This window comes from Leifsonia sp. HAY1-4F (assembly GCF_056755275.1).
The window spans coordinates 19,335-42,082 of record NZ_JBNDHX010000017.1 but is presented as its reverse complement, the minus strand read 5'-3'; the positions used below and the strand labels follow the sequence as shown (position 1 = coordinate 42,082).

The window sequence follows — 22,748 nt, the reverse complement described above, 5'->3', positions numbered from 1 at the left end:
TGCATTCGCATTCTTGATGGATTCTTACGTGGCCTGTGCGCCGGCTGAAGGTACCGTATGGATCGGGCAGGCTCTTCCGTTCGCCGGTGCGGTAAATTCTTGATGTATCGACCCGCCGCCACGCGGCCCAGCCATCCGAAGGAGAGTGCGGTGCGGCCTTTCGCAGCGGATGACCTGCCCTGCGCACTCGTCGAGCTGGACGACGAGGGCCGCATCCGCGATGCCAACGCCCTCTTCGTCTCGTGGACGGGACTCTCGATGGAGGAGCTCGCGGGCCGCGCCTTCACCTCGCTCCGAAACCGGATCTCCGCTCTCGTCGGCACCTCCGACGGCCTGGTTCGCCTGGCGAACGTCGACGGGACATCGCGCGCCGTGGTCGTCGGCCGCCGCCGGATCGACGGCGGCGAAGTGCTCGCGCTGGTGGATGCCACCGAGCGCGCCGACCGCGAAGAGGCCCTGGTCCGCTCCCAGACGCTCCAGCAGCGCACGCGGAACCGTCTCGAGTTGATCATCGACTCGTCGATCGCCTTCTCCGCCGCCACCGATGAGCAGGCGCTGGTGGACATCCTGGCGACCACCGTCGCGAAGGCGTATCAAGCCGAGCAGTCCGCGGTCTACCTCCTCGACGAGACCGGCGGGTTCACGCAGGCGTCGGGCAGCAACCCCCTGCGCTCCACAGAGCAGACGGACTCGCTCCTCACTCAGGCCGCCGCTCCTCGGCGCGTGGTGACGATCAGTGGCGTCGCAGCCGCGGACGCCATAGCGCGGGTGCTCGGGCAGGCGATGCGGGATGCGGGAGTCGACGCGGTCCTCGTGTCGCCCATCCAGCACGACGATCTGCTCTTCGGGGTCTTCGTGGCGTTCTTCCTCCACCCGCGTCAGTTCGACTCGGAGGCGGCGCCGCTGGCGGACGCGCTCGCCGGCCAGGCGGCACAGGCGATCACCACCCTGCGGCTGCAGCGACAGCTGGAGCACGCGGCGATGCACGACGAGACGACCGGACTGCCCAACCGGCGCCGGCTGGAGACGGAACTGCTGGAGTACCAGAGCTCGGCCTCGACGCTCGTCGCCACCCTGTTCATCGACCTGGACGGCTTCAAGCGGGTCAACGACCACCTCGGCCACCACACGGGTGACCTGCTGCTGCGCGAGGTCGGCCTGCGGCTGCAGGCGGCGGTCCGGCAGGAGGACCTGGTCGCCCGCTACGGCGGCGACGAGTTCGTCGTGGTCTGCGAAGTGCCGGACGCCGTCTCCGCGGAGGAGGTGGCGGATCGCATCCGGCGTTCCATCGAGCAGCCGTTCTCCGACCTCCCGCAGGGCTTCCCGATCAGCGCCAGCATCGGGATGTCCGTCGCACGCACCGCGGACCCGGACTGGAACCCCGACCGGCTGATCCGCGAGGCCGACCACGCGATGTACTCGGCGAAGAACGCCGGCGGCAACCGTGTGGTCGGGGCGCCGCTGGTCTGACGCGTCGGCACCGCGGCTACTCCCCGGAGTCTGCGGCACTGGCGGCTGGACGCGAAGCGACGCGGCGGGGGCCGTCGGGCTCGTCCCTCCGCCGCGTCGAGTCGATGCGCTACTGGCCGGACTGCAGGCGCTGCCCGGATTCGCGCGCGTCGTCGGCGACATCGCCCGCGCGGGCCGTGGCCTCCTCCTGCACGGTGGCCACCCCTTCCTGCGCGGCCTCCTTCACGGACTGCATGGCGTCCTGTGCCGGCTCCTTCAGGTCGCTCGCCATCTGCTTGCCCACCTCGGCAGCCTCCTGCAGCAACGGCTGCGCGGCGTCCTTGGCGGCGGATGCGAGCTCCTGCTCCTTCTCGCTCGGCGGGATCAGGGAGGCGATCAGCGCTCCGACGCCGAAGGCGATGAGGCCGACGGCGAGCGGGTTGCCCTGCGCCTTGTTCACCACGGTGCGGCCGGCGTCCGCGATGGTGTCGCCTGCGTCGGACACCGCTCCTCCCGCGGAGCTCGCCACGTCCTCGGCCGAGCCCATGATCTTCTCGCTGAGGGAATGGAAGGCGCCCTTCACCCGGCGGGTCTGGCGCTGGGCGATCTTGCTGGGCGTGACCTTGTCGGCCAGTGCGTCCACGTCGCCGCTCAGGTTGCGGCGGGTGGCCTCGATGTCGGCGCGGATGGCGTCGGGGTCATCGGTCATCGGTTCTCTCCGTTCGGTTTCAGAGTTTCTGGGATTTCCTTGACCGTCGCGACGGTCTGTGGGACGCCCTTCACGGTCTCCAGCTGCCTGCGCCCGACCAGGTACAGGATCAGCGCGACGATCGCCCAGATGATGGCGACGATCACCGCCGACCAGGCGTTGCCCACCAGGTAGCCGAGCGCCCACCAGAGGGCGATGGACAGGAAGAACACCGCCATGAGGGCCGCGTAGCCCGCGCCGCCGAGAAGCCCGGCGCCTTTTCCAGCGCGGGTGGCGGTCTGCCGGATCTCGGCCTTGGCGAGTTCCATCTCCTGGCGGATCAGGGTGGAGAGGTCACGGCTGACCTCTCCGAGCAGCTCGCCGAGCGAGGTGTTCGCCGCGCGCTCCTCCGCCGGGGTCGGCTGGTCGGTCATGCCCGGCCCCCGGTGTAGCCCGCCCCCGGAAGGTCGGGGAGTTCGTCGCCGGGTTCTCCGTAGAGGGTGCCGGCGCCGGCCGCGCCCGTGGTCGTGCCGCCGATCGTCGGTGTTCCTGCGGTGGCGCCGCCGATCGGCGTCGTGCCGGTCGTGCCGGCGGCGGTGATGCCGGTGGCGGGAGTGGTGCCGACCGTCGTGCGCCCGGTCCTGTCGCCCGTTCCGTCGCCTCCGCTGGCCAGTGCCCGCGTGAGGCGGCCGGCCAGTGCGCCGGCGATGGCCGCGGCCGCGATGAACGTGCCCGGGTTGCGCCGGGCATACGACTTCACTTCGTCGATCAGCGAGCCGGGATCGCGCGCATCGAGCCAGCCGGCGACCGCATGCGTGCGCTGCGCCGCCTGCCGGACGAGGTCGCTCGCCACTCCGTCGGTCTCGGATGCTGCGGCCATCTGCTGGAGCTCGTCGCCCACCGAGCGGAGACCGCTGGCGACCCGCTCCTGCTGCTGCGCAGCCTGCTCGCGCAGCTCCTGCTGGGTCTGGCGGTACAGGTCTCTGGCCTGATACTTCGCCTCGCCCGCGACGTTCCTGGCCTGCTCCGCGGCGGTGGCGGCGACGTCCTTGCCCGCCTCGGCGGCCGAATCCGCGACGCGCCCCGCCTCTTCGCGGACGCCGCTGGACTCACCACCGCTCGTGCCCCCGCTGTAGTCCCCGCTGGTCCCCCCGCTGTAGTCCCCGCTCGTGCCCCCGCTGTAGCCCCCGTTCGGCTGCCCGCCGCTGCCCCCTGGCAGCACGGTTTCGGGCAGTCCCGCCTCCGGGTCGAGAGCGTCGCGCCTGCTGTCGAAGATCGGCGTTTCGGCGGACGGGTCGTCTGACATGGTCATGACTGACGTTTCCTTTCGATGGATGTGTCCGGTTGCGATGTGCCGTCCACTGAAGACACCGCAGAGAGGCGGGTCCAGCGATTGACGGGCCTGCGTCCCGGGAGTACGGACAGCTCTGTCCGCGGGCAACACCGCGCACTAGCGTGGAGCGCATGGATGTGACCGATTGGCTTCTGGACTCCGATCCGGCTCTTCGCTGGCAGGTGCTGCGCGACCTCGTAGGCGCGTCCCCGGACGAGATCGCCGCCGAGCGCGCGCGTGTCGCCACCGAGGGATGGGGCGCGAGATTCCTCGGCGAGCAGGCGGAGGACGGCTTCTGGGACGGAGGCACCTACCGGCCGGGATGGATCCCTCCCGAGCGGGACGGCTTCGACGCCTGGAGCGGGACGCACTTCAGCCTCCAGCAGCTGGCCGACTTCGGCCTCGATCCGAAGAGCCCGCAAGCCCGGCTCGCGATCGGCCGGGTGCGCGAGAACGTGCAGTGGGAGCACGACGGCGAGCCCTACTTCGAGGGCGAGACCGAGCCCTGCATCAACGGGGTGACGCTGACCATCGCCTCCTACTTCGGCGAAGGCGGCGACACGATCGTGGAGAGCCTGCTCGGCTCCCGCCTGGCGGACGGCGGCTGGAACTGCTGGGCCGAATACGGCGCTCAGGTGTCATCCTTCCACTCGACGATCTGCGCGGTGGAGGGGTTGCGGGACTGGCAGCGCGCGGGCGGCTCCGATCCGAGGGTGGAGGCGGCGGCCCTCGCAGGCGAGGAGTATCTGCTCGAGCGCAAGCTCTACCGTCGCCGCTCGGACGGATCGGTGCCCGATCCGCGGATGACGATGCTCTCGTATCCGGTGCGCTGGTTCCACGACATCCTGCGCGGCCTGGAGCACTTCCGGAGGCAGGACCGGCGCGATCCCCGGCTCGCGGAGGCCGTCGAGCTGGTCCGCGGGAAGGCGGACGCCGACGGTCGCTGGACGCTGGAGAACATCCACGAGGGCTCGGTGATCCTCGAGTTCGAGCGGGAGGGCGATCAGAGCCGATGGGTCACACTTCGCGCGTTGCGCGTGCTGCGCTGGTGGGATGCCGCCTGACCTGTTCTCAGGACCTGTCGACGCGATAGTGGAGGGCGACCGTCCCGCCCTCGAAGCGGCGCTCCTCCAGCAGGTCGAGACGGACGAACCGGTCGCGGGGGAGTGCCGGCGTCCCTCCACCGACCGACACGGGAACGAGGATGAGCGTCACCTCGTCGACGAGACCGGCCGCGAAAGCGCTGGCGGCCAGTGTCGGGCCGCCGATCGACACATCCGCGTCGGCACCCTCCACCAGCTCCCTCACCCGCGCAGGGTCGAACCGGCTTTCGAGCCGCGTCCGCGGCGTGCTCACCTCGGTCAGCGTCGAGGAGAACACCACCTTGTCGGCGCTCTGCCAGACCTCGGCGTAGTCGGCGATCACCGGCTCCGGCGAGTCGCCGGGAAGGTCCTGCCAGACGCGCATCGTCTCGTACATCCGCCGGCCGTATAAATAGGTACCGACGTCGCGTTCGAGGTCGTTGACGAACGCATGCACGTCCCGCTCGGGGTGCGCCCACTCGAACGAACCGGACGAGTCCACGGTGTAGCCGTCGAGGGAGGCGATGGCGGAGAAGAGGAGTCGAGCCATGCTCGCGACTCTATGGTCTGCGGGCGGGTGATGGCCAGGGCGGACCAGCCCGGGCCGGGGTCAGCCGAGCTGGGGCAGCAACGTCTTCACCGCACGCAGCTCGTCGTCGAAGATCCACGGGACGGTGACGTTCAGCAGAAGCCCGATCCCGAGCAGGAGCACGACGGCGCCGGCTGCGAGGAGCACGAGGGTCACCAGCAACTGCAGGTAGGCGTTGCCGGTGACGGCGGCGAGCAACCCCCGCGCCCGCCGCCGTCCCGGGACCGATGCCGTGCCGAACGCCGGTGCGGTTCGAAGTCCGTGGCCCAGCGTCGTCATCGGTCTCCCCCTTCGCGTCGGGGTCCCGAGCGGGATGCCCGGGCCGACGCTGTCGAGTCAACCGTTCACGCACCTCCCCGGGCATCGACCCGAGGTCGCGACGGGGTCATCCCCCGGGATGATCCGGCGTACGCGTCAGATGGACGCGACCGTGCAACCGCAACCCTCGGCGGCTTCCGGGATGCGGTGCTCGGCTCCCACGAGCCGCCGGGCGAGGAGCTCGCGGCGACGTTCCAGCTGGGCGATCGCCGCATCCAGCTCCGCAAGTCCGTCGCGGTAGGCATCGCGCGAGGCCGGGCACTCGTCGCTGTGGGCGTGGCCCGATCCGAGGCAGTCGATGAAGGGCCTCGCCTTGCCCGGCGGGATGCCCGTCGCGGCCAGTTCGCGGATCTCCCGGACGGCGCGCAGATGCTCGTCGCGGTATTCGCGATAGCCGTTGCCGAGCCGCTCCGGGGAGAGGAGCCCGAGCCGTTCGTAGTAGCGCACGGCCTTCACGGTCACTCCCGCACGTTCGGCGAGCTCACTGATGCGCATTCGATCCTCCGCTCCCAGCGTAAACCGTGACCTCCGGGGCAGGGTCCAGCTCGGCTAGACTGTTGGTTAGTGCACTAACGAATCGAGGAATGATGGCGGGACGCTTCGCCGGCTGGTATGCGCGGTGGAATGAGAAGCTGATCCGGATCGCCGGCCCGGCACAGCTCGGCGCCGGCCACGCGGAGGCTCCCGACCACCGTTCCGCTGCCGCGCCCTGCCCGATGTGCGGCCGTCCGATGACCGAGCACGAAGTGCTGCGTCCCGGAGGCCAGCGGGAGGCCACGCGCCTGGTGTGCCCGGCGTCCACCGTCGACTGAAGCGGCCGGGTCAGTCGTCCCGGAGGGCCGCAGCGGTGATCCGCTGCAGGCTGTCGCGCAGCTCCTCCAACTCGGAGATGGGAAGTCCGAGTTGCGCGACGATGCTCCGCGGGACCTTCTCTGCCTCCGCGCGCAATTCCCGCCCCGCCGGCGTGAGCCGCACCTCGAGCGCGCGTTCGTCCGCCGTGCTGCGTCGCCGCTCGAGGTAGCCCGTCGCCTCCAGCCGCTTCAGGAGGGGCGACAGCGTTGCCGGCTCCAGGGCGAGCGTCTCGCTGAGGTCCCTGACCGAGCGCGGCTCCCGCTCCCAGAGCGCGAGCATCACGAGGTACTGCGGATGGGTCAGCGAGAGGGGCTCCAGCACCGGCCGGTACAGCGCGATGACACTGCGCGCGGCCACGGCGAGCCCGAAGCACACCTGGTTCTCGAGGGCGAGGAGGTCATCCGGCCTCCGTTCGTCCTGGGTCCGCGGCATCCGTTCAGTACTCATCGGTCCGGCGCCCGACCCGCTCGCCGCTGACGATGCCGCCTTCGCTGCCCATGCGTCCTCTCCTCAGGTCCGGCCTTCAAGTTACTCCTCGAAGATGTCCGCGCGCAGCACACGGACGGCTTGGCGGCGCCCGCCCGATCACTCCGCCCGGGAGAAGTCCGACGCCCGCGCGACCTGCTCCGCGGTGAGGGCCACACCGGTGTAGCGCTCGAACTGCCGTGCCGCCTGCAGCGCGATCACCTCGGCCCCTGTGATGATCTGCTTCTCTGCCGCGCGCGCTGCGACGATGAGCGGCGTCTCGGAGGGGAACGCCACGACGTCGAAGACCGTCGAGGCGCGCTCGATGACGGAGGGATCGAAAGCGAGGACGCCCTCGGCATCTCCGCGCATCCCGAGCGGAGTCACGTTCACGACGACGTCGAACCCCGGCTCGGGGCCGGCGGCGAGCCACGTGTAGCCGTAGCGCTCGGCCAACGCAGGGCCGGCCTCGGCGTTGCGGGCGAGCACGGTGAGATCCTCGAAGCCGGCACCCCGGAAGGCGGCGACCACGGCCTTGGCCATCCCTCCGGAACCGCGGACGAGGACGCGCTGAGCGGGGTCGACCTCGTGCTCGGCCAGCAACCGGGCCACGGCCTCGTAGTCGGTGTTGGAGGCGGTGAGCAGCCCGTCCTCGTTGACCACCGTGTTGACCGACTCGATGGCGACGGCCGACGCCTCCAGGTTGTCGACCAGCGGGATGACGGCCTCTTTGAACGGCATGGAGACCGAGCAGCCGCGGATGCCCAGAGCGCGGATGCCTCGGACCGCGCCTTCGAGGTCGTCCGTGGTGAACGCCTTGTAGACGAAGTTGAGACCCAGTTCGTCGTACAGGTAGTTGTGGAAGCGCGTTCCGATGTTGCTCGGGCGACCGGCGAGAGAGATGCAGACCTGCATGTCCTTGTTCAGGATGGGCATGCCTCCATCATCGCAGCGCCCTCAGCACGTCATGACGCGCCCGGTGATTTCGTTCGCCGCACAGTCGCGGTGTGACGCCGCGTTCACAGCTTGACTCCAACACGCGGATCGTTCACTGTTATCGCTATGACCGCCACTCCCGGGCCGACCCCTTTCGGCGTACGGAATCCCGGGTCCCAGGGCGCTCTGAGGCACCTGAATCAGGAACGTCTCGTCGAGTTCCTGCTGGCCAACGGACCGTCCACCCAGGCCGAGCTCGCGCGCGGCACCGGGCTGTCCACGGCGACCGTGTCCAACATCGTCCGCGACATGGCGACGAAGGGTGTCGTGTCGACCTCTCCGGTGACCTCCAGCGGGCGCCGCGCCCTCCTGGTGCAGCTCACGGACACCGGCGACATCGCGGTGGGCGTGGACTTCGGCCGCCGTCACGTGCGCATCGTGCTCTCCACGCTCGGCTATCAGGTCGTCGCCGAGGAGCAGGTGGCCCTCGAGCCGGGCTACGACGCGCTGGCGGCGGTGCAGGAGGCGGCGGATCTCCTCCAGAGGATGCTCGTCGGCTGCGGCCACGACCGGGAGTCGGTACTGGCGGTCGGCGTGGGCATCCCCGGTCCGATCGACCGGCGGACGGGCACGGTGCTGCAGGGCGCCATCCTTCCCGAATGGGTGGGGATCACCCGGCGCCACCTCGAGGACGCCTTCGGCTTCCCGGTCACCGTGGACAACGACGCCAACCTCGGCGCACTCGCCGAGGTGACCTGGGGCGCCAATCGCGGTCACCGGAACCTCATCTTCGTGAAGATCGGCACGGGGATCGGTGCCGGGCTCATCCTGAACGGCCAGCCCTACTACGGGTTCCTCGGGATCACGGGAGAACTGGGACACACGCCGTTCGTCGAGCACGGCGTGATCTGCCGCTGCGGCAACCGTGGCTGCCTGGAGACGATCGCGTCCACGAGCGTGATGCTCGACGCGCTCGGACGGGGGAACGGGCCGCTGACCACGGCCGACATCCTCCGGCGGGGGCTCGAGAGGGACCCGGCGGTGCTGCGCGTCGTGCGCGACGCGGGTACGGCGATCGGCCAGGCCATCGGCAATGTCGCGAACGTCATCAACCCGGAGATCGTGCTCATCGGCGGTCCGCTGGTCGGCCTCGGCGATGCGCTGCTCGACCCGATCCGGCATGGTATCCGGCAGAACGCCATCCCGATCATCGCCGGTACGACGACGGTGCGCGTGTCCTCGCTCGGGGACCGCGCCGAGTCGCTGGGCGCCGCGGCGATCGTCATCCAGGGAGCCCTCGCGGGCAACGACTGAGCGCTGCGCGCGTCACGGAATCCGCACGCGGGTGTCCTATTAGTTGCCGGTGTCGTTATCGCTTTGTTGTCTTCATTGTTTGACGACAAGCGCGCGAATAGCGTTTACTACTTAGGCACATCATTCGAAGCAAGCCAAGGAGCGTCGATGCCCTCGAACGCAGTCATCCTCGAGATGCGGGCGATCACCAAGGAGTTCCCCGGGGTCAAAGCGCTCGAGGATGTCTCCATCACCGTTCACGCCGGCGAGATCCACGCGATCTGCGGCGAGAACGGCGCGGGGAAGTCCACCTTGATGAAGGTCCTCTCCGGTGTGTACCCCTACGGGACGTACAGCGGAGACATCGTCTACCAGGGCGAGGTGATGCGCTTCAAGGACATCAAGTCCAGCGAGCAGCGCGGCATCGTCATCATCCACCAGGAGCTCGCGCTCATCCCCGAGCTCTCGATCACCGAGAACATCTTCCTCGGCAACGAGCCCGGCCGCGGCGGCGTCATCAACTGGGGCGAGGCCAAGCGCCGCGCCGTCGAACTGCTGGCGCGCGTCGGGCTCTCCGACGACCCGGACACGCAGATCAAGAACATCGGCGTCGGCAAGCAGCAGCTGGTCGAGATCGCGAAGGCGCTCAACAAGGAGGTCAAGCTCCTCATCCTCGACGAGCCGACCGCAGCCCTCAACGAGGCGGAGTCCGGCCACCTGCTCGACCTGATCGTCGGCCTCAAGCACAAGGGCGTCAGCTCCATCATCATCAGCCACAAGTTGAACGAGATCGAGCGCGTCGCCGACGAGATCACGATCATCCGCGATGGCCGCACCATCGAGACGCTCGACGTCCAGGCGGACGGCGTGGATGAGGACCGCATCATCCGCGGGATGGTCGGCCGCACCCTCGAGAGCCGCTTCCCCGAGCGCACGCCGAACATCGGCGAACCGTTCTTCGAGGTGCGCGACTGGGTGGTCCAGCATCCACAGATCCCCGAGCGGCTGGTCGTCAAGAACTCCAGCTTCTACGTCCGCCGTGGCGAGATCGTCGGCTTCGCCGGCCTCATGGGCGCCGGACGCACCGAGCTCGCGATGAGCGTCTTCGGCCGCTCCTACGGCACCTGGGTCTCCGGCGAGATCTACAAGGACGGCCGGCAGCTCCAGCTGCGCAACGTCTCCGAGGCGATCGACAACGGTCTGGCCTACGTGAGTGAGGACCGCAAGGTGCTGGGCCTCAACCTCCTCGACGACATCAAGCAGTCGGTCGTCGCCGCGAAGCTGAGCAAGATCGCCTCCCGCGGTGTCGTGAACGACCTGAAGGAGCACGCGGTCGCCGAGGAGTACCGCAAGAGCCTCCGCATCAAGACGCCCGACGTCGACCGCGGGGTGAGCACGCTCTCGGGCGGCAACCAGCAGAAGGTGGTCCTCGCCAAGTGGATGTTCACCGACCCGGACGTGCTCATCCTGGATGAGCCGACGCGCGGCATCGACGTCGGCGCCAAGTTCGAGATCTACGGCATCATCCAGCAGCTCGCCGCGCAGGGGAAGGGCGTCATCGTCATCTCCTCGGAGCTGCCCGAGCTGCTCGGCATCTCCGACCGCATCTACACGATCTTCGAAGGTCAGATCACCGACGAGCTGCCGATCGCCGAAGCGACCCCCGAGACGCTCCTGAAAAGCATGACATCCGCCAAGAAGAGGATTGCCCGATAGCCATGACCACACAGATCCCCGAGAAGAAGAAGTCCGGCGGCCTCCGCGACCTGGGCAAGATGTTCGGCGGCGGCCAGTCCACCGGTCGCCAGTTCGGCATCCTCTTCGCCCTCATCGTCATCATCCTGCTGTTCGAAGCGCTCACCGGCGGCAAGACGCTCGAGTCGGTGAACCTGATCAACCTGGTCAACCAGAACGTCTACGTCCTGATCCTGGCCATCGGCATGGTGATGGTGATCATCGCCGGGCACATCGACCTGTCCGTCGGCTCGGTGGCTGCGCTCGTCGGCATCATCGTGGCGAAGTCGATGACCGAGTGGCACCTTCCGTGGCCGCTCGCGATCGTCCTCGGCCTGCTGGTGGGCGTCGCGATCGGCGCCTGGCAGGGATGGTGGGTCGCCTACGTCGGCGTCCCGGCCTTCATCGTGACCCTGGCCGGGATGCTGATCTTCCGCGGCCTGAACCAGCTGATCGGCAGCGCCAACACCATCCCGGTCCCGGACGCGTTCACCTTCATCGGAGGAGGCTTCCTGCCCGAGTGGGGCCCGAACACCGGCTTCAACAACTCCACCTTGCTGCTCGGCCTGATCATCGCCGTGGTCATCGTGCTGATCGAGGTGCGCACCCGCCGCAACCAGGCCCGGATGGGCTCCGAGCGGGCGCCGCTCTGGGTCAGCGTGTTCAAGGTCGTCATCCTCGACGCCGTGGTGGTCTACGCGGCGGTCCTGTTCGGCAGCGGCCGCGTCGGCACATCGTTCCCGGTGGCCGGTGTCATCCTCGGCGTGCTGATCATCCTGTACTCCTTCATCACCCGGAGCACGATCTTCGGCCGGCACATCTACGCGGTCGGCGGCAACTGGCACGCGGCCGAACTCTCCGGCGTCAAGATCAAGCGCATCAACTTCTTCGTGATGATGAACATGTCCGTGCTCGCCGCGCTGGCCGCCATGATCTCGGTCGCCCGCTCCGTCGCGTCGGGCCCGCAGGACGGGCTCGGCTGGGAGCTGGACGCGATCGCGGCCGTCTTCATCGGTGGCGCCGCGGTCTCGGGCGGCATCGGAACGGTCGCGGGATCCATCGTCGGTGGTCTCGTCATCGCCGTCCTGAACAACGGCCTCCAGCTCCTCGGGGTGACGGCCGACAAGGTCCAGATCATCAAGGGCCTGGTCCTGCTGATCGCCGTCGGCATCGACGTCTACTCCAAGCGCCGGGGCGGCCCGTCGTTGATCGGCCGGATGTTCCCCGGCAAGAAGCAGGAGTCCGAGGCGCTCCCTGCCGAGCAGCCCGCCGTCCTGCCGGCGACCGACTCCGCCGAGGACTCCTCCCGGTCGCTCACGTCCTAGTTCTTTTCCTTCCCTCCTGCACCACACAACACAGAAAGAGATACGCAATGCGCAAAATCGCACTCGCGACAGTGGCTGTCGCTGCTGCCGCCGCGCTGGCACTGACCGGCTGCTCGGGCAGCCGTTCCGGCTCGGACAGCAGCGGCGCCGCGTCCGGCTTCGACAAGGGCGCGACCATCGGTGTCGCCCTCCCGACCAAGACCTCCGAGAACTGGGTCCTCGCCGGTGGCCTCTTCACCGATGGCCTGAAGGCGGCCGGATTCAAGGGCGACGTGCAGTACGCCGGCGCCTCCGGTGCCGTCGCGGACCAGCAGTCGCAGATCCAGTCGATGATCACCAACGGTGCGAAGGTCGTCATCATCGGCGCCGTCGACGGTGGCCAGCTGGCCGCCCAGGCCAAGGCCGCGCACGACGCCGGCGCCGCCGTCATCGCCTACGACCGCCTCATCCTCAACTCCCCGAACGTCGACTACTACGTGGCCTACGACAACGAGAAGGTCGGCGAGCTGCAGGGCCAGGCGCTGCTCGACGGCATGGCGAAGAAGTACCCGGGCAAGAAGAACTTCAACATCGAGCTGTTCTCGGGTTCGCCCGACGACGCCAACTCGGCGGTCTTCTTCAACGGCGCCATGAAGGTGCTCGAGCCGAAGATCAAGGACGGCACGCTGAAGGTCGTCTCCGGACAGACCGACATCAAGCAGACCGCCACGCAGGGCTGGCTCCCGCAGAACGCGCAGACCCGCATGGACAACCTGCTCGCCGGTTCCTACGGCTCGGCAGAGCTCGACGGCGTCCTCTCGCCGAACGACACCCTGGCCCGCGCCATCATCACCTCGGTGAAGGGTGCAGGCAAGCCGGTCCCGGTCGTCACCGGTCAGGACTCGGAGGCCGAGTCGATCAAGTCCATCATGGCGGGCGAGCAGTACTCGACCATCAACAAGGACACCCGCAACCTGGTCAAGCAGGCCATCGACATGGTCAAGGACCTGCAGGCCGGCAAGAAGCCCCCGGTGAACGACGACAAGTCGTACAACAACGGCACCAAGGTGGTCCCGGCGTTCCTGCTGAAGCCGGTCATCGTCACCAAGGAGAACGCGGCCGCGGCATACGCCAACGACCCGACCCTGGAGCCGCTGACCAAGTAGCGAGCACAGCGCACCTCGTGCGCGATGAAAGGGCCCGGAGCGTCAGACGCTCCGGGCCCTTTCCCGGTCCGTCCCCCGACAGGACCGGTTCCCCCTGGCCGAAGCCTGATGACAGGGTATTGCGGGCATTGAGGCCCGGGCATCGGTGGCAGCACGGATCCGGCGTGCGTGCATTCTCGTCACGTCACCGCGGACGCGCCGGCCTGGTCGGAGGCATCGGGGACGACATGGATGCCGTGCTCGCGTCCCGGCGGAGTGCCGCGCGGTAGAACCGCACAAGGTCTGCAGCGGTCGGGCGCTGCGCCGCCATCGTGGCCGCATCCACTCGTCGGGACGCCAGGTGGTGCCGCCACGACTCGGTCGCGCGCCGGTGGTCCCAGGCCGCGGCGGCGGCCGCCTCGAGGGTGCGGCACCAGCCGATGAGCTCGCGCTCGGCGGAGCTCTGGGCCCAGGTCACCACCCGGAACCACACGTCCGGCTTGTTCGGATCGCCGAAGGCGAAGCGCCGGATCACCCCGTACGGCGCTCCCAGCGACCCCTGGCGGAGCAGCCACTCGCTGGGCTGCGCATTCGCCACGGGATGCCAGGATGCGCTCACGGCGTCACGGTATGCGAGGCCGCCGACACGCGCCGGGGGCCCGAGCACGGAGCGCCGACATTCGTGACGAATCGTCGCTTCACTCGCGTGTAAGTGCACATTCGTGACGAATGTGCGGGGGTCAGCCGACGAGCTCCTGGGGGAGGACCACCACATCCACGAGCGCGCCGTTTCGCCAGAGGGTGAGCTCCATCCGCCGCCCGATGGCACGCTCGACCATGAGGCGCTGAAGCCCGGTGGGGTCCGAGACGGGGATGCCGTCCAGCGAGATCACGATGTCGCCCGCCCGTGCGCCCGCCTCCGCCGCCGGGCTTCCCGGCACGACGCTCGCGATCCGGATCCCCTGTGGTGCGCCCACCTTCGCGGCCGCCTCCGGGCTCAGCTGCACCTTGACCCCGGCCACACCCAGCCAGGCGCGCCGCACCCGGCCGCTGCTCTTCAGCGCCTCGACGATCTCGAGCGTGCTCGCGTTGATCGGCACGGCGAGGCCCAGCCCGATGCCCGCCACGGCGGTGTTCACCCCGATCATGCGGCCGGCGCTGTCGGCGAGGACCCCTCCGCTGTTTCCGGGATTGAGTGCGGCGTCGGTCTGGATCACCTCGTCGATCACGCGGCCCGACGCCGTCGGGAGCGAGCGGCCGAGCGCCGAGACGATCCCCGCCGTGACACTGCCCGCGAGGCCGAGCGGATTTCCGAGGGCGACCACGAGCTGACCCACCTTGAGCCGGGACGCGTCCCCGAGCCGCAGGGGAGGAGGGGTGCCGGCGCGGGCGCGCAGCACGGCCAGATCGGAGAGGGCGTCCGTCCCCGCCACATCGGCCGCCATCGAGGTGCCGTCGCCGAACGACAGCTCGACGGCCGAGGCGCCGATCACGACGTGCGCACTGGTGAGGAGGTGCCCGTCGGCGGTGATGACGGAGGCGCTGCCCGCGCCCGCGCCCATCCGCGTGCGCACCGAGACCGCGGCGACGGAGGGGAGCACAGCCTCCGCGACGCGGGTGACGACCGCCGAGTAGGCGTCGAGGGCTGCGTCGTCGTCCCGCTCGTCCATCTCGCTCACGGGGACAGTCTCACCCTCGCCGTCGTCCCATGGCAGCCGGTTCGCGCAGGGCGGACGACTCAGGTGAACAGCCGGATGAGCGCGGCGACCACCGCAGCGGCGGGCACCACGACGATGAACGGCACCCGCAGGGCGTACAGGCCGGCCGCGATCGCGACCGCCGGCAGGCGCGCGTCGAGCTGCAGCGACTGTCCCGCGCCCAGGGTCTGGACACCGATGAGGGCTGCGAGGAGCGCCGCGGTCAGCAGGTCGCTCACGCGTGCGATGGTCGGATGGTCGAGAGCCTTCGGCGGCACCATCCAGCCGGCGGCCTTCAGGCCGAGGACGCAGATGGCGGCCAGAAGGATCACCTGCCAGGTCGTCACGGCTTCACCTCCCGCTCCATCGGGACCGCTTCGGGATGCGGCGGGTCGCTCCGCCGCCCGAACAGGTTGAGCACGCCGACGACGATGGCCACCAGTGCCGCCACGAGGACCGGGAGCCCCGGCATGAGGAACGGCGTCAGCAACGTCGCGACGAAGCCGCCCGCGACAGCGACAGCCTGGGTCTGGCGCGCCTTGAGCCGCGGCCAGAGCAGGCCGAGGAAGGCGGCAGCGGCGGCCGCATCCAATCCGTACGCCTTCACGTCGCCGATGAGGTCGCCGAGGAGGGCGCCCGCGAGCGTGGTGAGGTTCCAGCCGACGTAGACGACGAGGCCGGTCACCCAGAAGCCGATGCGCTGTGCGCGCGGCTGGGTCTGGGCGACGGCGACGGCGGTCGACTCGTCGATGGTCAGCTGTGCGGCTGCGGCTCGCCGCCAGAACCCCGGGCCGATGATGCGCGACAGGCGCAGAGCGTAGAAGGAGTTGCGGACGCCGAGGAGCGCAGCGCTGATGATCGCGGTGCCGCCGGCCGCCGTCCCGCCCGAGGCCAGCACGCCGATGAGGGCGAACTGCGAGCCCCCGCTGAACATGATCAGACTGAGCACACAGGTCTGCCAGATGTCGAGGCCGGATGCGGTGGCGAGGGCTCCGAACGAGACGCCGTACGCGGCCGTGGCGAGGCCGACAGCCCAGCCGGAGCGGGCCGCGGAGCGTTCCTCGCTGGTCCGTTCCTGGCGCATCCCTTCCGACCCTACCTCCGGGCTGCGGGCTCAGCGGAACAAGCGGCCGACCAGCTGCTCCGCCGTGCCGTCCTCGAGCGTCCACGGCAGGAAGATCACCCGGTAGATGATCGGGGCGACGACCAGATCGAGGATGTCGTCCGCCGTTACCTCGGTGTCCGGGTACCGATCGAGCAGCAGACCGGCCTCCGTCCGGCGGTTCCGGAGGCAGTTGGACTGACGCTCGCCCGCCGCGGAGGCACCGCCACGGAGCAGTGCCGCGTTGACCGGGTTGCGGTAGTGCTCGACGAGCTCCCGCGCCCACGCCGTGAGGTCCCCGCGGAGGTCGCCGCCGGCGGGGAGGGGCCGCTCGGGATCGAGCTGGTACGTGGCGATGTCGTTGATGAGCGTGGGGAGGTCGCCCCATCGCCGGTAGATGCTCGTCGGGTTGACGCCGGCGCGCTCGGCGATCATCGGGACGGTGACCCTGTCCTGGCCCTTCTCCTCGACGAGCTCTTCGACTGCGGTCCGCACGTTGTGGATGACCGCGGCGCTGCGTCCTCCCGTCCGCTTCGACGGTGTGGTCCTGGTTTCCATGGGAATAGCTTAAAGCAAATGTTGTTGCTTTCTATCACCATCCTCCCTATAGTCGCTAAAGCAATCTTCGTTGCTTTAAGGAGTCGATATGACGACAGCTGAAGAGACTCTCCCGACCGGTGGGATGCTCGCCCTCCGGCCGACGCGGATCAATCGTCCGTGGCGCCTCGGCCGCGGCGCCGCCTTCGTCGGCACGGCCCTCACCTTCCTGGCGGTCGCGCTCGCCGTCGGTGCGCCCAGTCCGCTCTTCGTCCTCTACGAGCAGGAGTGGGGATTCCAGCCGTGGCTGCTCACCGTCGCCTTCGCGATCTACGCGGTGACCCTGCTCATCACCCTCCTGATCGCCGGCTCGCTGTCGGACCACATCGGGCGGCGCCCGGTGCTGATCGGCGCGCTCGCGCTGCAGATCGTGGCCATGCTGGTGTTCCTCTTCGCGCCGGACATCGGCTGGATCATCGGCGCCCGCGCAGTCCAGGGCATCGGCACCGGCGCGGCGATGAGCACCTTCACCGCTGCGCTGGTGGAACTCGCGCCTGAACGCCTGAAGAAGCTGGGAGCGACGATCGGCAGCACCGCGCCCGTCGGGGGCCTCGCGATCGGCGCGTTCCTCACCGGACTCGCCGTGCAGTTCATCGCCCAGCCGACCACCCTCGTCTTCGTCAGCCTCGCGCTGCTGTTCGCGGCGGGCCTCGTCGTCGTCTTCGCCGCACCGGAGACCGTCGAACGGCGACCGGGTGCGATCCGTTCGCTCATCCCGCGCCTGGTGGTGCCTCGCGAGGCGCGTGCGGAGTTCGTCCGCGGGATCCCCGTGTTCATCGCGACCTGGATGCTCGCCGGGCTCTTCATCGGCCTGTCACCATCCATCGTGCACGGCGTCTTCCACCTCGACAGCGGTCTGCTCAACGGTGCCATCGTCGCGGTTCCGCCCGCGGTGGGCGCGCTCGCGGGCCTCCTGCTGACGAGAGCGCCCGCGCGGACGACGGCGGTATGGTCGATGGCCGTGCTCGTGGTGGGCGTCCTCCTCGCCGCGATCGGCATCGCCGGTGCGGTGCTGCCCCTGCTGTTCGCCGGGGCCATCGTGGCGGGCGCGGGGTTCGGCGCGGGCTTCTCGGCGCCGCTCCGCATCCTGGCGCCGCTGGCTCCCAACGACAAGCGGGCGGAGCTCTTCGCCGGCATCTTCCTCGTCAGCTACCTCGCCTACGGAGTGCCCGCCCTGGTGGCCGGCGAGCTGATCGGCACGATCGGCCTGCTGCCGACCGCGCTGGGATACACGGTCGCGATCGCCGCCGCGGCCACGGTGGCGCTCGTGGTGCAGGCCGTCAGACCACGTCGATGAGCACCTTGCCCACGGCGCCGTTCTCGACGGCGTCGTGGGCGGCCGCCGTCTGATCGAGCGGGAACCGCGTGATCGGGAGGCCGTGCTCGTCCCCCACGCGGAGCGCGCCGGCGCCGGCCGCGGCGGCCACCGCGCGCACGGCGGCCTCCTTCGTCTCGTTCGAGACCGTATAGGTGAGGAGGAACTGCCACCGCAGGTTCTTGCTCATGCTCGGCCGGATCGGGATGCTGACCTCGTTCGCGCCCGGCGCATTGGCGTAGCTGGCGATGGTCGCGTTGCGGCCGGTGACCTTCACATCCAGTTCCGCGTTCGCGGTGGCGTTCACCTCGACGACGATGTCGACGCCCCGGGGAGCCAGCGCTCCGATCGCCTCGGCGGTGTCCGGCTCCGTGTAGTTCACGACGTGGTGGGCCCCGGCGGCGCGGGCGAGCTCGGCCTTCTCGTGGCTGCTCACCGTCGCGATGACGGTGGCGCCGGCCCAGACGGCGAGCTGGATGGCGGCATGGCCGACCGCACCCGCGCCTCCCGCGACGAGGACCGTCCGGCCCTCCAGCGCTCCCGGAGTGAGCTCCACAGGCACGCCCGCGTGAGCGGTGAGCGCGTGGTGCGCGGTGAGTGCCGGGATGCCGAACGACGCCCCCTCGTCGAAGCTCACGCCGTCGGCCAGGCGGACGGCCTGACGGGCGGGCAGGACCACGAGTTCCTGAGCCGTGCCGTCCGGGCGCTCGTAGGCGGCATCCCATACCCAGACGCGGTCGCCCTCGCGGAGATCGGTGACGCCGTCGCCCACCTCGTCGACGATGCCGGCGCCATCCTGGTTCGGCACCTGAGGACGCGGAAGGTCCGCCGGCCCGCTGCCGGCCCGCGCCTTCCAGTCCGTCGGGTTCACGCCCGAGACCTGGATGCGCACCCGCACTTCGCCCGGGCCGGGATGCGGCTCCGGGCGCTCGCCGAGAGTCAGGACGCCGGAGTCGCCGGTGCTGGAGTACGTGACAGCCTTCATGGCACCAGCCAACCATGCGCGGCGGCGTCGTGCGAGCGTGTCAGCCCGCCGAGCAGGCGCCGGAGCTGATCGGCGCCGCGCCCACGGACGAGAGCACGGGTCGCAGCTCTGCCAGCGTGAGCGCATACCCGGTGTCGCCGTCGGTCGCGCTCCGGGCGAAGATGACTCCGGCGACGTCGCCCTGGGCGTCGAGCAGCGGTCCGCCCGAGTTGCCGGGTCGCACGACGCCGCGCAGCGAGTAGATGTCCCGCTCCACGCTGCCGCTCTGGTAGATGTCGGTACCGCGGGCCTGCAACCGGTCACGGACGCGTTGCGGCGAGATCGTGAACGGTCCATCGCCGGGATAGCCCGCGGCGTAGGCGGCGGCACCCGCCGTCAGGTCCGGTCCGATGTCGAGCGCCGGGGCGTTCAGGTCGGTGACGTCGAGCACGGCGAGGTCGCGGGAGGGGTCGAAGGCGACCAGGGTGGCCCGCTCGACATCGCCGCCTCCGGCCTCGCGGACCACGACGGAGGATGCCCCGGCCACCACATGGGCATTGGTCACGACACGTCCGCGCTGCACGACCCATCCACTGCCCTCCGAGTCGACGCCGCAGGCGGGCTTGGAGGCGAGGACCGTGACGACGGACTGCTCGGACTGCGCGACGGAAGCCGGGACGGACCCGTCCGGCGCCGGCGCCGGCTTGATCGCCTCGCCGCCCTCGAACACCTTCGGGAGTCCTGCTCCGGCGAGGGCGTCGTCGACGGCGCCGAGCACGGTCGACGACGGGAGGGGCGCCATCCCGTTGAGAGTCGCGACGACGCGCGAGGAGTTCGCCGCCTGCACCACGGTGGCGAGGCTCGTCGCCAGGGCGAAGCCCGCGACCAGCCAGACGACGACCGCCCAGGTGAGGAGGCCGAATGCGGCGCCGACCAGCGAGTCGAGCCAGCGGATGGGGCCGTGGCGGAAGACCTTGGCGAGGATGCTCGCGAGTGCTCCGGCGATGGCGTAGACGGCCCCGGCGCAGACCAGGACGACCACGGCCGCCACAACGGAACGCTGCGTGACCCCTCCGAACCCGGAAGCCGCGAACCATCCCACGACGACCGGCGCGAGGGTCAGGCCGAGCCAGAGACCGAGGCCGAGGCCCACGAGAGTGCCGGCAGACCGGATCGCGCCCTTGCTCCATCCCGCCCCGACCGCAAGGATGCCGAGCACGATGAGCACGACGTCCACCACGATCTCCACGCCCATACCTTCCACCACCAGACTGGGCGATGGCTCAACCCCGGGTGGACGTCCGCTGGCCGGTGCCTCTGTGATTCACAGGAACGGACGGCTCGCCGGTCGGTCCAGGCCCCGCCGCCAGCTTCGGCGGAGGGTCTAGAGGCGGCCGTCCTCCTCGTCGCCGTCGTCGACCGAGTCGGGGGCGGGCTGGCGCACCGGGACGATGTCCGGATCCAGCTGCTCCTCCGGAACGACGTCCGGGAAGTCGGCGGTCTCCTGGTCGCTGCTCTGTCTGGCCATGCGCGAACGTTACGCCCGCGAGCCCGGAAGGAATAGTCCTGTCGGGACCGTTCGCGACCGGGCCGCGGGCATCGCAGGGCGGAATCAGGTGTCGGTGTCGGTGTCGTGTCCGCCCGTCCCCGGCGTGCTGCCCGCAGGGCGCCTTGCGGTGAGCAGCACGATCACCACGCCGACCAGCGCGAGGACCACGATGGCGATCGCGATGCCGATCACGAGGCCCAGATCCACGCCGCCCGACGCCGGAACGGTCGGCTGCCGAGTGGATGCGGTGGGCGCGGCCGCTCCACCGCCCGCGCTGGCACCGGGCGACGGCGCTGCGCTGCCGCCACCGCCGTTCCCGCCGCACGGTGCGGTGTCGGACCCGGGTGCGCTTGCGGCGCCCGTCGGGGGCCGGAAGGCGAAGGCGTACGACGACGAGACGGTGTGCCCGTCGGCCGACACGATCTGATACGTGACCGTGTACCGCCCAGCGGGCCCCAGCGCGACCGGGGCGCTGAGCTTCGTGTCGGCGACGGTCGCGCATCCCGTCTCGAAGTGCCGCTTCGCCGAGTCCGGCCCGGTGACGATGAGCAGATTGGTCGAGCCGCCCCCGGACAGGTCGAGCACCCGGTCGTTGAAGGTGAGCGTCACCGTGTTCAGGGCGCTCGTCACCGTGGCGTCGGCGGCGGGATCGCTGCCGACCAGGTAGTCGTGGGCGTCGGCCGCCGCGGCCGGCGCGAGAGCGAGGGCGGTGACCGCAGCGATGCCGGCGGCGACGGCGAACAGCCGGTTCCTCATCCCTGCACCGTACGCTCGCGGCCACGCCCCACGCGGGTCAGCGCGAAGACCGCGACCACGAGCGCGATCGCGCCGAGGACCAGCCCGCCGACGCCGACGGCGAGGGAGATGACGGTCGCGGTGGCGCCGGCGTTCGCCGCCGGGGGATGGGGCGCTGCGCTCGCCACCAGTGGTGTCGCGGAGTCTGCGGCCGGCGCAGGGTCCGTGATGTACAGCGTCGGTGCGGGATGCTCGGGCTCCGTGCCCGAGGCGGGAGTCGGCTGGTCCCAGTTCACGACGGTGCCGTCGGAGTAGTACTGGTGGGTGGGGAGCAGCACGGATCCGGTGTCCGGCACGGCGCCTGCCGACACCGTGAACTGCTGGAACTGCCCGGGCGCGATGCGGACTCCGCTGGCAGCGGTCCAGGTGACCCGGATGGGCGCCTCGGTGATCGTGCCGTCGTCGGTCTTCACGGGCTGGGCGAGCTTCTCGGTGTCGACGGTGGTCGTCCATCCCGCCAGCGGCAGGTAGCTGACCGACGTGAAGGGCGTCTTCGTCGGCAGGTCGACGACGAGCTTGACGGTGCCGGCGGTCGCCGACTCGGTCGGAACGCGGAACGTGAGCGTGGTGTAGCTCCCGGGAGTGGCCTGATCGGGGTCGACGTGCACGTGGGCGCTCGCCGCGAGTGGCGCGCCGAGCAGGAGGAAAGCAGTGGATGCCGCCGCGATGGACGCGGCGAACGTGGTCTTCTTCATGGGGTCCCTTGGATGGTCGGATCGTCGATGAGCGCGTGCGCGCACGGCCGACGCCGACCGTCGGAGCGGGCGGGTGCCGGAGTCAGAGCGCGCAGGCGATCGCCGGCGGTCCGCGGTGCCGCAGCCGCATCAGAGGGAGCCCCAGGTCGCGGAGGCGAGCGGGTTCGGCAGCGGCCGGCGCGGCCACGGAGGCCACGACGGCGACCGGGACGACGACGAGACGGTCTGCGGCGCGCTCGATGCGCACCCGCGCGGTCTCGAAGAGCCCCCAGAACGCGCGCTCGCCGAATCGCAGTGCGATGACGGTGACGAGCACGGCCGTCGCGTGCGTCAGCCACATCGACGGGCTCAGCTCGGAGCCGTGCGACGCCGGCATCGCGCCCCCGACGAGAGTGAGGTGGGCGCCGGCGTGCAGGTGCGTCATCCCGCCGACGCTCGCGGCCGCGCCCGTGCCCGTACTCGTGAAGTGCGCGTCGCCTCCGCCGAGGCTGAACAGGGCGTGGAACAGGAACTGGCTGGACGCCACGGCGAGCGTCAGGCGCCAGAGCGAGAGCCGCCGGGCCGTGAGCGCGACCGACGCCAGCGTGGCGAACGCCAGGCTGAGCACGAGGGGGATCGCTCCGGGAGCCGCCCCGCCGCCCGCGACGTGGAACAGCGAGGAGACGAGGATGGCGGTGCCGGAGGCGAGCATGGCGCGCGTCAGGCGAGCCCACCTCGATCCCATGCGCGTCCTCTCCTGAAGCCCCTCAGTCAGTCTAGGGATGCGGGGGAATCCCTGGGGAAATGGATCCATTCGTCTGCATTGATGGAACATCCAGTCGAGATCCTGTAGAAATGATCGGTACC

At 70.1% G+C, this 22,748-nt stretch carries 27 protein-coding genes; 8 read left to right on the top strand and 19 right to left on the bottom strand.

Going from position 1 to position 22,748, the window contains the following annotated elements:
• Nucleotides 1–150: 150 nt before the first annotated feature.
• The gene (locus ACPYOG_RS05765) at nt 151–1,470 is read left to right on the top strand and encodes a GGDEF domain-containing protein (protein ID WP_481293294.1); all 1,320 of its coding nucleotides are present in this window, start codon (nt 151–153) and stop codon (nt 1,468–1,470) included.
• 109 nt (nt 1,471–1,579) lie between these two features.
• Here the strand turns inward: ACPYOG_RS05765 and ACPYOG_RS05760 are convergent, their stop codons facing one another.
• From ACPYOG_RS05760 to ACPYOG_RS05750, 3 genes are read right to left on the bottom strand one after another with little or no spacing between them, the layout of a single operon-like run.
• Nucleotides 1,580–2,158, bottom strand: a complete 579-nt coding sequence (locus ACPYOG_RS05760; RefSeq protein WP_481293293.1) for a DUF3618 domain-containing protein — start codon at nt 2,156–2,158, stop codon at nt 1,580–1,582.
• Entirely contained in the window at nt 2,155–2,571 is a 417-nt protein-coding gene (locus ACPYOG_RS05755; RefSeq protein WP_481293292.1) for a phage holin family protein, read from the bottom strand. Before ACPYOG_RS05755 ends, ACPYOG_RS05760 begins: the two co-directional genes overlap by 4 nt.
• On the bottom strand, nt 2,568–3,449 hold the full coding sequence (locus ACPYOG_RS05750) for a hypothetical protein (protein WP_481293291.1): 882 nt from the start codon (nt 3,447–3,449) through the stop codon (nt 2,568–2,570). Before ACPYOG_RS05750 ends, ACPYOG_RS05755 begins: the two co-directional genes overlap by 4 nt.
• A gap of 152 nt (nt 3,450–3,601) precedes the next feature.
• Here ACPYOG_RS05750 and ACPYOG_RS05745 point away from each other — a divergent pair, with 152 nt between their 5' ends.
• A complete protein-coding gene (locus ACPYOG_RS05745; protein ID WP_481293290.1) occupies nt 3,602–4,534 on the top strand; it encodes a hypothetical protein in 933 nt (310 codons plus the stop codon).
• A 7-nt stretch (nt 4,535–4,541) separates the two neighbouring features.
• On the opposite strand, the gene ACPYOG_RS05740 is transcribed toward ACPYOG_RS05745, so the two are convergent.
• The 3 genes from ACPYOG_RS05740 to ACPYOG_RS05730 form a co-directional block, all read right to left on the bottom strand.
• Nucleotides 4,542–5,102 carry a dihydrofolate reductase family protein gene (locus ACPYOG_RS05740; RefSeq protein WP_481293289.1) on the bottom strand — a complete coding sequence of 187 codons (561 nt, stop codon included), beginning with the start codon at nt 5,100–5,102 and terminating at the stop codon, nt 4,542–4,544.
• 60 nt (nt 5,103–5,162) lie between these two features.
• Nucleotides 5,163–5,420, bottom strand: coding sequence for a hypothetical protein (locus ACPYOG_RS05735; protein ID WP_481293288.1), 258 nt, complete (start codon nt 5,418–5,420; stop codon nt 5,163–5,165).
• 135 nt (nt 5,421–5,555) lie between these two features.
• Nucleotides 5,556–5,954: a MerR family transcriptional regulator gene (locus ACPYOG_RS05730; protein WP_481293287.1), complete on the bottom strand. Its 399-nt coding sequence runs from the start codon at nt 5,952–5,954 to the stop codon at nt 5,556–5,558.
• Between the two features lie 92 nt (nt 5,955–6,046).
• Between ACPYOG_RS05730 and ACPYOG_RS05725 the strand changes: the two genes are divergently transcribed.
• Nucleotides 6,047–6,271, top strand: a complete 225-nt coding sequence (locus ACPYOG_RS05725; protein ID WP_481293286.1) for a hypothetical protein — start codon at nt 6,047–6,049, stop codon at nt 6,269–6,271.
• 10 nt (nt 6,272–6,281) lie between these two features.
• Here the strand turns inward: ACPYOG_RS05725 and ACPYOG_RS05720 are convergent, their stop codons facing one another.
• Both ACPYOG_RS05720 and ACPYOG_RS05715 read right to left on the bottom strand, forming a co-directional pair.
• Complete coding sequence (locus ACPYOG_RS05720; RefSeq protein WP_481293285.1) at nt 6,282–6,743, bottom strand: MarR family winged helix-turn-helix transcriptional regulator; 462 nt, start codon at nt 6,741–6,743, stop codon at nt 6,282–6,284.
• 153 nt (nt 6,744–6,896) lie between these two features.
• Nucleotides 6,897–7,712, bottom strand: coding sequence for a shikimate 5-dehydrogenase (locus ACPYOG_RS05715; RefSeq protein ID WP_481293284.1), 816 nt, complete (start codon nt 7,710–7,712; stop codon nt 6,897–6,899).
• Between the two features lie 126 nt (nt 7,713–7,838).
• Here ACPYOG_RS05715 and ACPYOG_RS05710 point away from each other — a divergent pair, with 126 nt between their 5' ends.
• The 4 genes from ACPYOG_RS05710 (at nt 7,839) to ACPYOG_RS05695 (ending at nt 13,209) form a co-directional block, all read left to right on the top strand.
• On the top strand, nt 7,839–9,026 hold the full coding sequence (locus tag ACPYOG_RS05710) for an ROK family transcriptional regulator (RefSeq protein ID WP_481293283.1): 1,188 nt from the start codon (nt 7,839–7,841) through the stop codon (nt 9,024–9,026).
• Nucleotides 9,027–9,173: 147 nt separating this feature from the next.
• Nucleotides 9,174–10,721 (top strand): multiple monosaccharide ABC transporter ATP-binding protein, encoded by a 1,548-nt coding sequence (gene mmsA, locus ACPYOG_RS05705; RefSeq protein WP_481293282.1) that lies wholly within the window; start codon nt 9,174–9,176, stop codon nt 10,719–10,721.
• A 2-nt stretch (nt 10,722–10,723) separates the two neighbouring features.
• A complete protein-coding gene (gene mmsB, locus ACPYOG_RS05700; RefSeq protein ID WP_481293281.1) occupies nt 10,724–12,064 on the top strand; it encodes a multiple monosaccharide ABC transporter permease in 1,341 nt (446 codons plus the stop codon).
• 47 nt (nt 12,065–12,111) lie between these two features.
• A complete protein-coding gene (locus ACPYOG_RS05695) occupies nt 12,112–13,209 on the top strand; it encodes a substrate-binding domain-containing protein (protein ID WP_481293280.1) in 1,098 nt (365 codons plus the stop codon).
• A 184-nt stretch (nt 13,210–13,393) separates the two neighbouring features.
• On the opposite strand, the gene ACPYOG_RS05690 is transcribed toward ACPYOG_RS05695, so the two are convergent.
• The 5 genes from ACPYOG_RS05690 to ACPYOG_RS05670 form a co-directional block, all read right to left on the bottom strand.
• A complete protein-coding gene (locus tag ACPYOG_RS05690; RefSeq protein WP_481293279.1) occupies nt 13,394–13,807 on the bottom strand; it encodes a hypothetical protein in 414 nt (137 codons plus the stop codon).
• Nucleotides 13,808–13,928: 121 nt separating this feature from the next.
• Nucleotides 13,929–14,858, bottom strand: coding sequence for a S1C family serine protease (locus ACPYOG_RS05685; protein ID WP_481293305.1), 930 nt, complete (start codon nt 14,856–14,858; stop codon nt 13,929–13,931).
• Nucleotides 14,859–14,926: 68 nt separating this feature from the next.
• Entirely contained in the window at nt 14,927–15,232 is a 306-nt protein-coding gene (locus tag ACPYOG_RS05680; RefSeq protein ID WP_090035476.1) for an AzlD domain-containing protein, read from the bottom strand.
• Nucleotides 15,229–15,969: an AzlC family ABC transporter permease gene (locus ACPYOG_RS05675; protein ID WP_481293278.1), complete on the bottom strand. Its 741-nt coding sequence runs from the start codon at nt 15,967–15,969 to the stop codon at nt 15,229–15,231. Before ACPYOG_RS05675 ends, ACPYOG_RS05680 begins: the two co-directional genes overlap by 4 nt.
• A 30-nt stretch (nt 15,970–15,999) precedes the next feature.
• Nucleotides 16,000–16,545, bottom strand: a complete 546-nt coding sequence (locus tag ACPYOG_RS05670; protein ID WP_481293277.1) for a TetR/AcrR family transcriptional regulator — start codon at nt 16,543–16,545, stop codon at nt 16,000–16,002.
• Nucleotides 16,546–16,633: 88 nt separating this feature from the next.
• Here ACPYOG_RS05670 and ACPYOG_RS05665 point away from each other — a divergent pair, with 88 nt between their 5' ends.
• A complete protein-coding gene (locus ACPYOG_RS05665; protein ID WP_481293276.1) occupies nt 16,634–17,881 on the top strand; it encodes an MFS transporter in 1,248 nt (415 codons plus the stop codon).
• On the opposite strand, the gene ACPYOG_RS05660 is transcribed toward ACPYOG_RS05665, so the two are convergent.
• The 6 genes from ACPYOG_RS05660 to ACPYOG_RS05635 form a co-directional block, all read right to left on the bottom strand.
• Nucleotides 17,865–18,884 (bottom strand): NADPH:quinone reductase, encoded by a 1,020-nt coding sequence (locus ACPYOG_RS05660; protein WP_481293275.1) that lies wholly within the window; start codon nt 18,882–18,884, stop codon nt 17,865–17,867. The two genes, ACPYOG_RS05665 and ACPYOG_RS05660, sit on opposite strands and share 17 nt — an antisense overlap.
• Before the next feature lie 40 nt (nt 18,885–18,924).
• The gene (locus tag ACPYOG_RS05655) at nt 18,925–20,118 is read right to left on the bottom strand and encodes a MarP family serine protease (RefSeq protein WP_481293274.1); all 1,194 of its coding nucleotides are present in this window, start codon (nt 20,116–20,118) and stop codon (nt 18,925–18,927) included.
• A 129-nt stretch (nt 20,119–20,247) separates the two neighbouring features.
• Nucleotides 20,248–20,391 carry a hypothetical protein gene (locus ACPYOG_RS05650; protein ID WP_481293273.1) on the bottom strand — a complete coding sequence of 48 codons (144 nt, stop codon included), beginning with the start codon at nt 20,389–20,391 and terminating at the stop codon, nt 20,248–20,250.
• Nucleotides 20,392–20,475: 84 nt separating this feature from the next.
• On the bottom strand, nt 20,476–21,168 hold the full coding sequence (locus ACPYOG_RS05645; RefSeq protein WP_481293272.1) for a copper resistance CopC family protein: 693 nt from the start codon (nt 21,166–21,168) through the stop codon (nt 20,476–20,478).
• Nucleotides 21,165–21,902 (bottom strand): YcnI family copper-binding membrane protein, encoded by a 738-nt coding sequence (locus tag ACPYOG_RS05640; RefSeq protein ID WP_481293271.1) that lies wholly within the window; start codon nt 21,900–21,902, stop codon nt 21,165–21,167. The genes ACPYOG_RS05645 and ACPYOG_RS05640 overlap by 4 nt, the downstream gene beginning before the upstream one ends.
• 82 nt (nt 21,903–21,984) lie before the next feature.
• The gene (locus ACPYOG_RS05635; RefSeq protein ID WP_481293270.1) at nt 21,985–22,626 is read right to left on the bottom strand and encodes a hypothetical protein; all 642 of its coding nucleotides are present in this window, start codon (nt 22,624–22,626) and stop codon (nt 21,985–21,987) included.
• Nucleotides 22,627–22,748 lie beyond the last annotated feature (122 nt).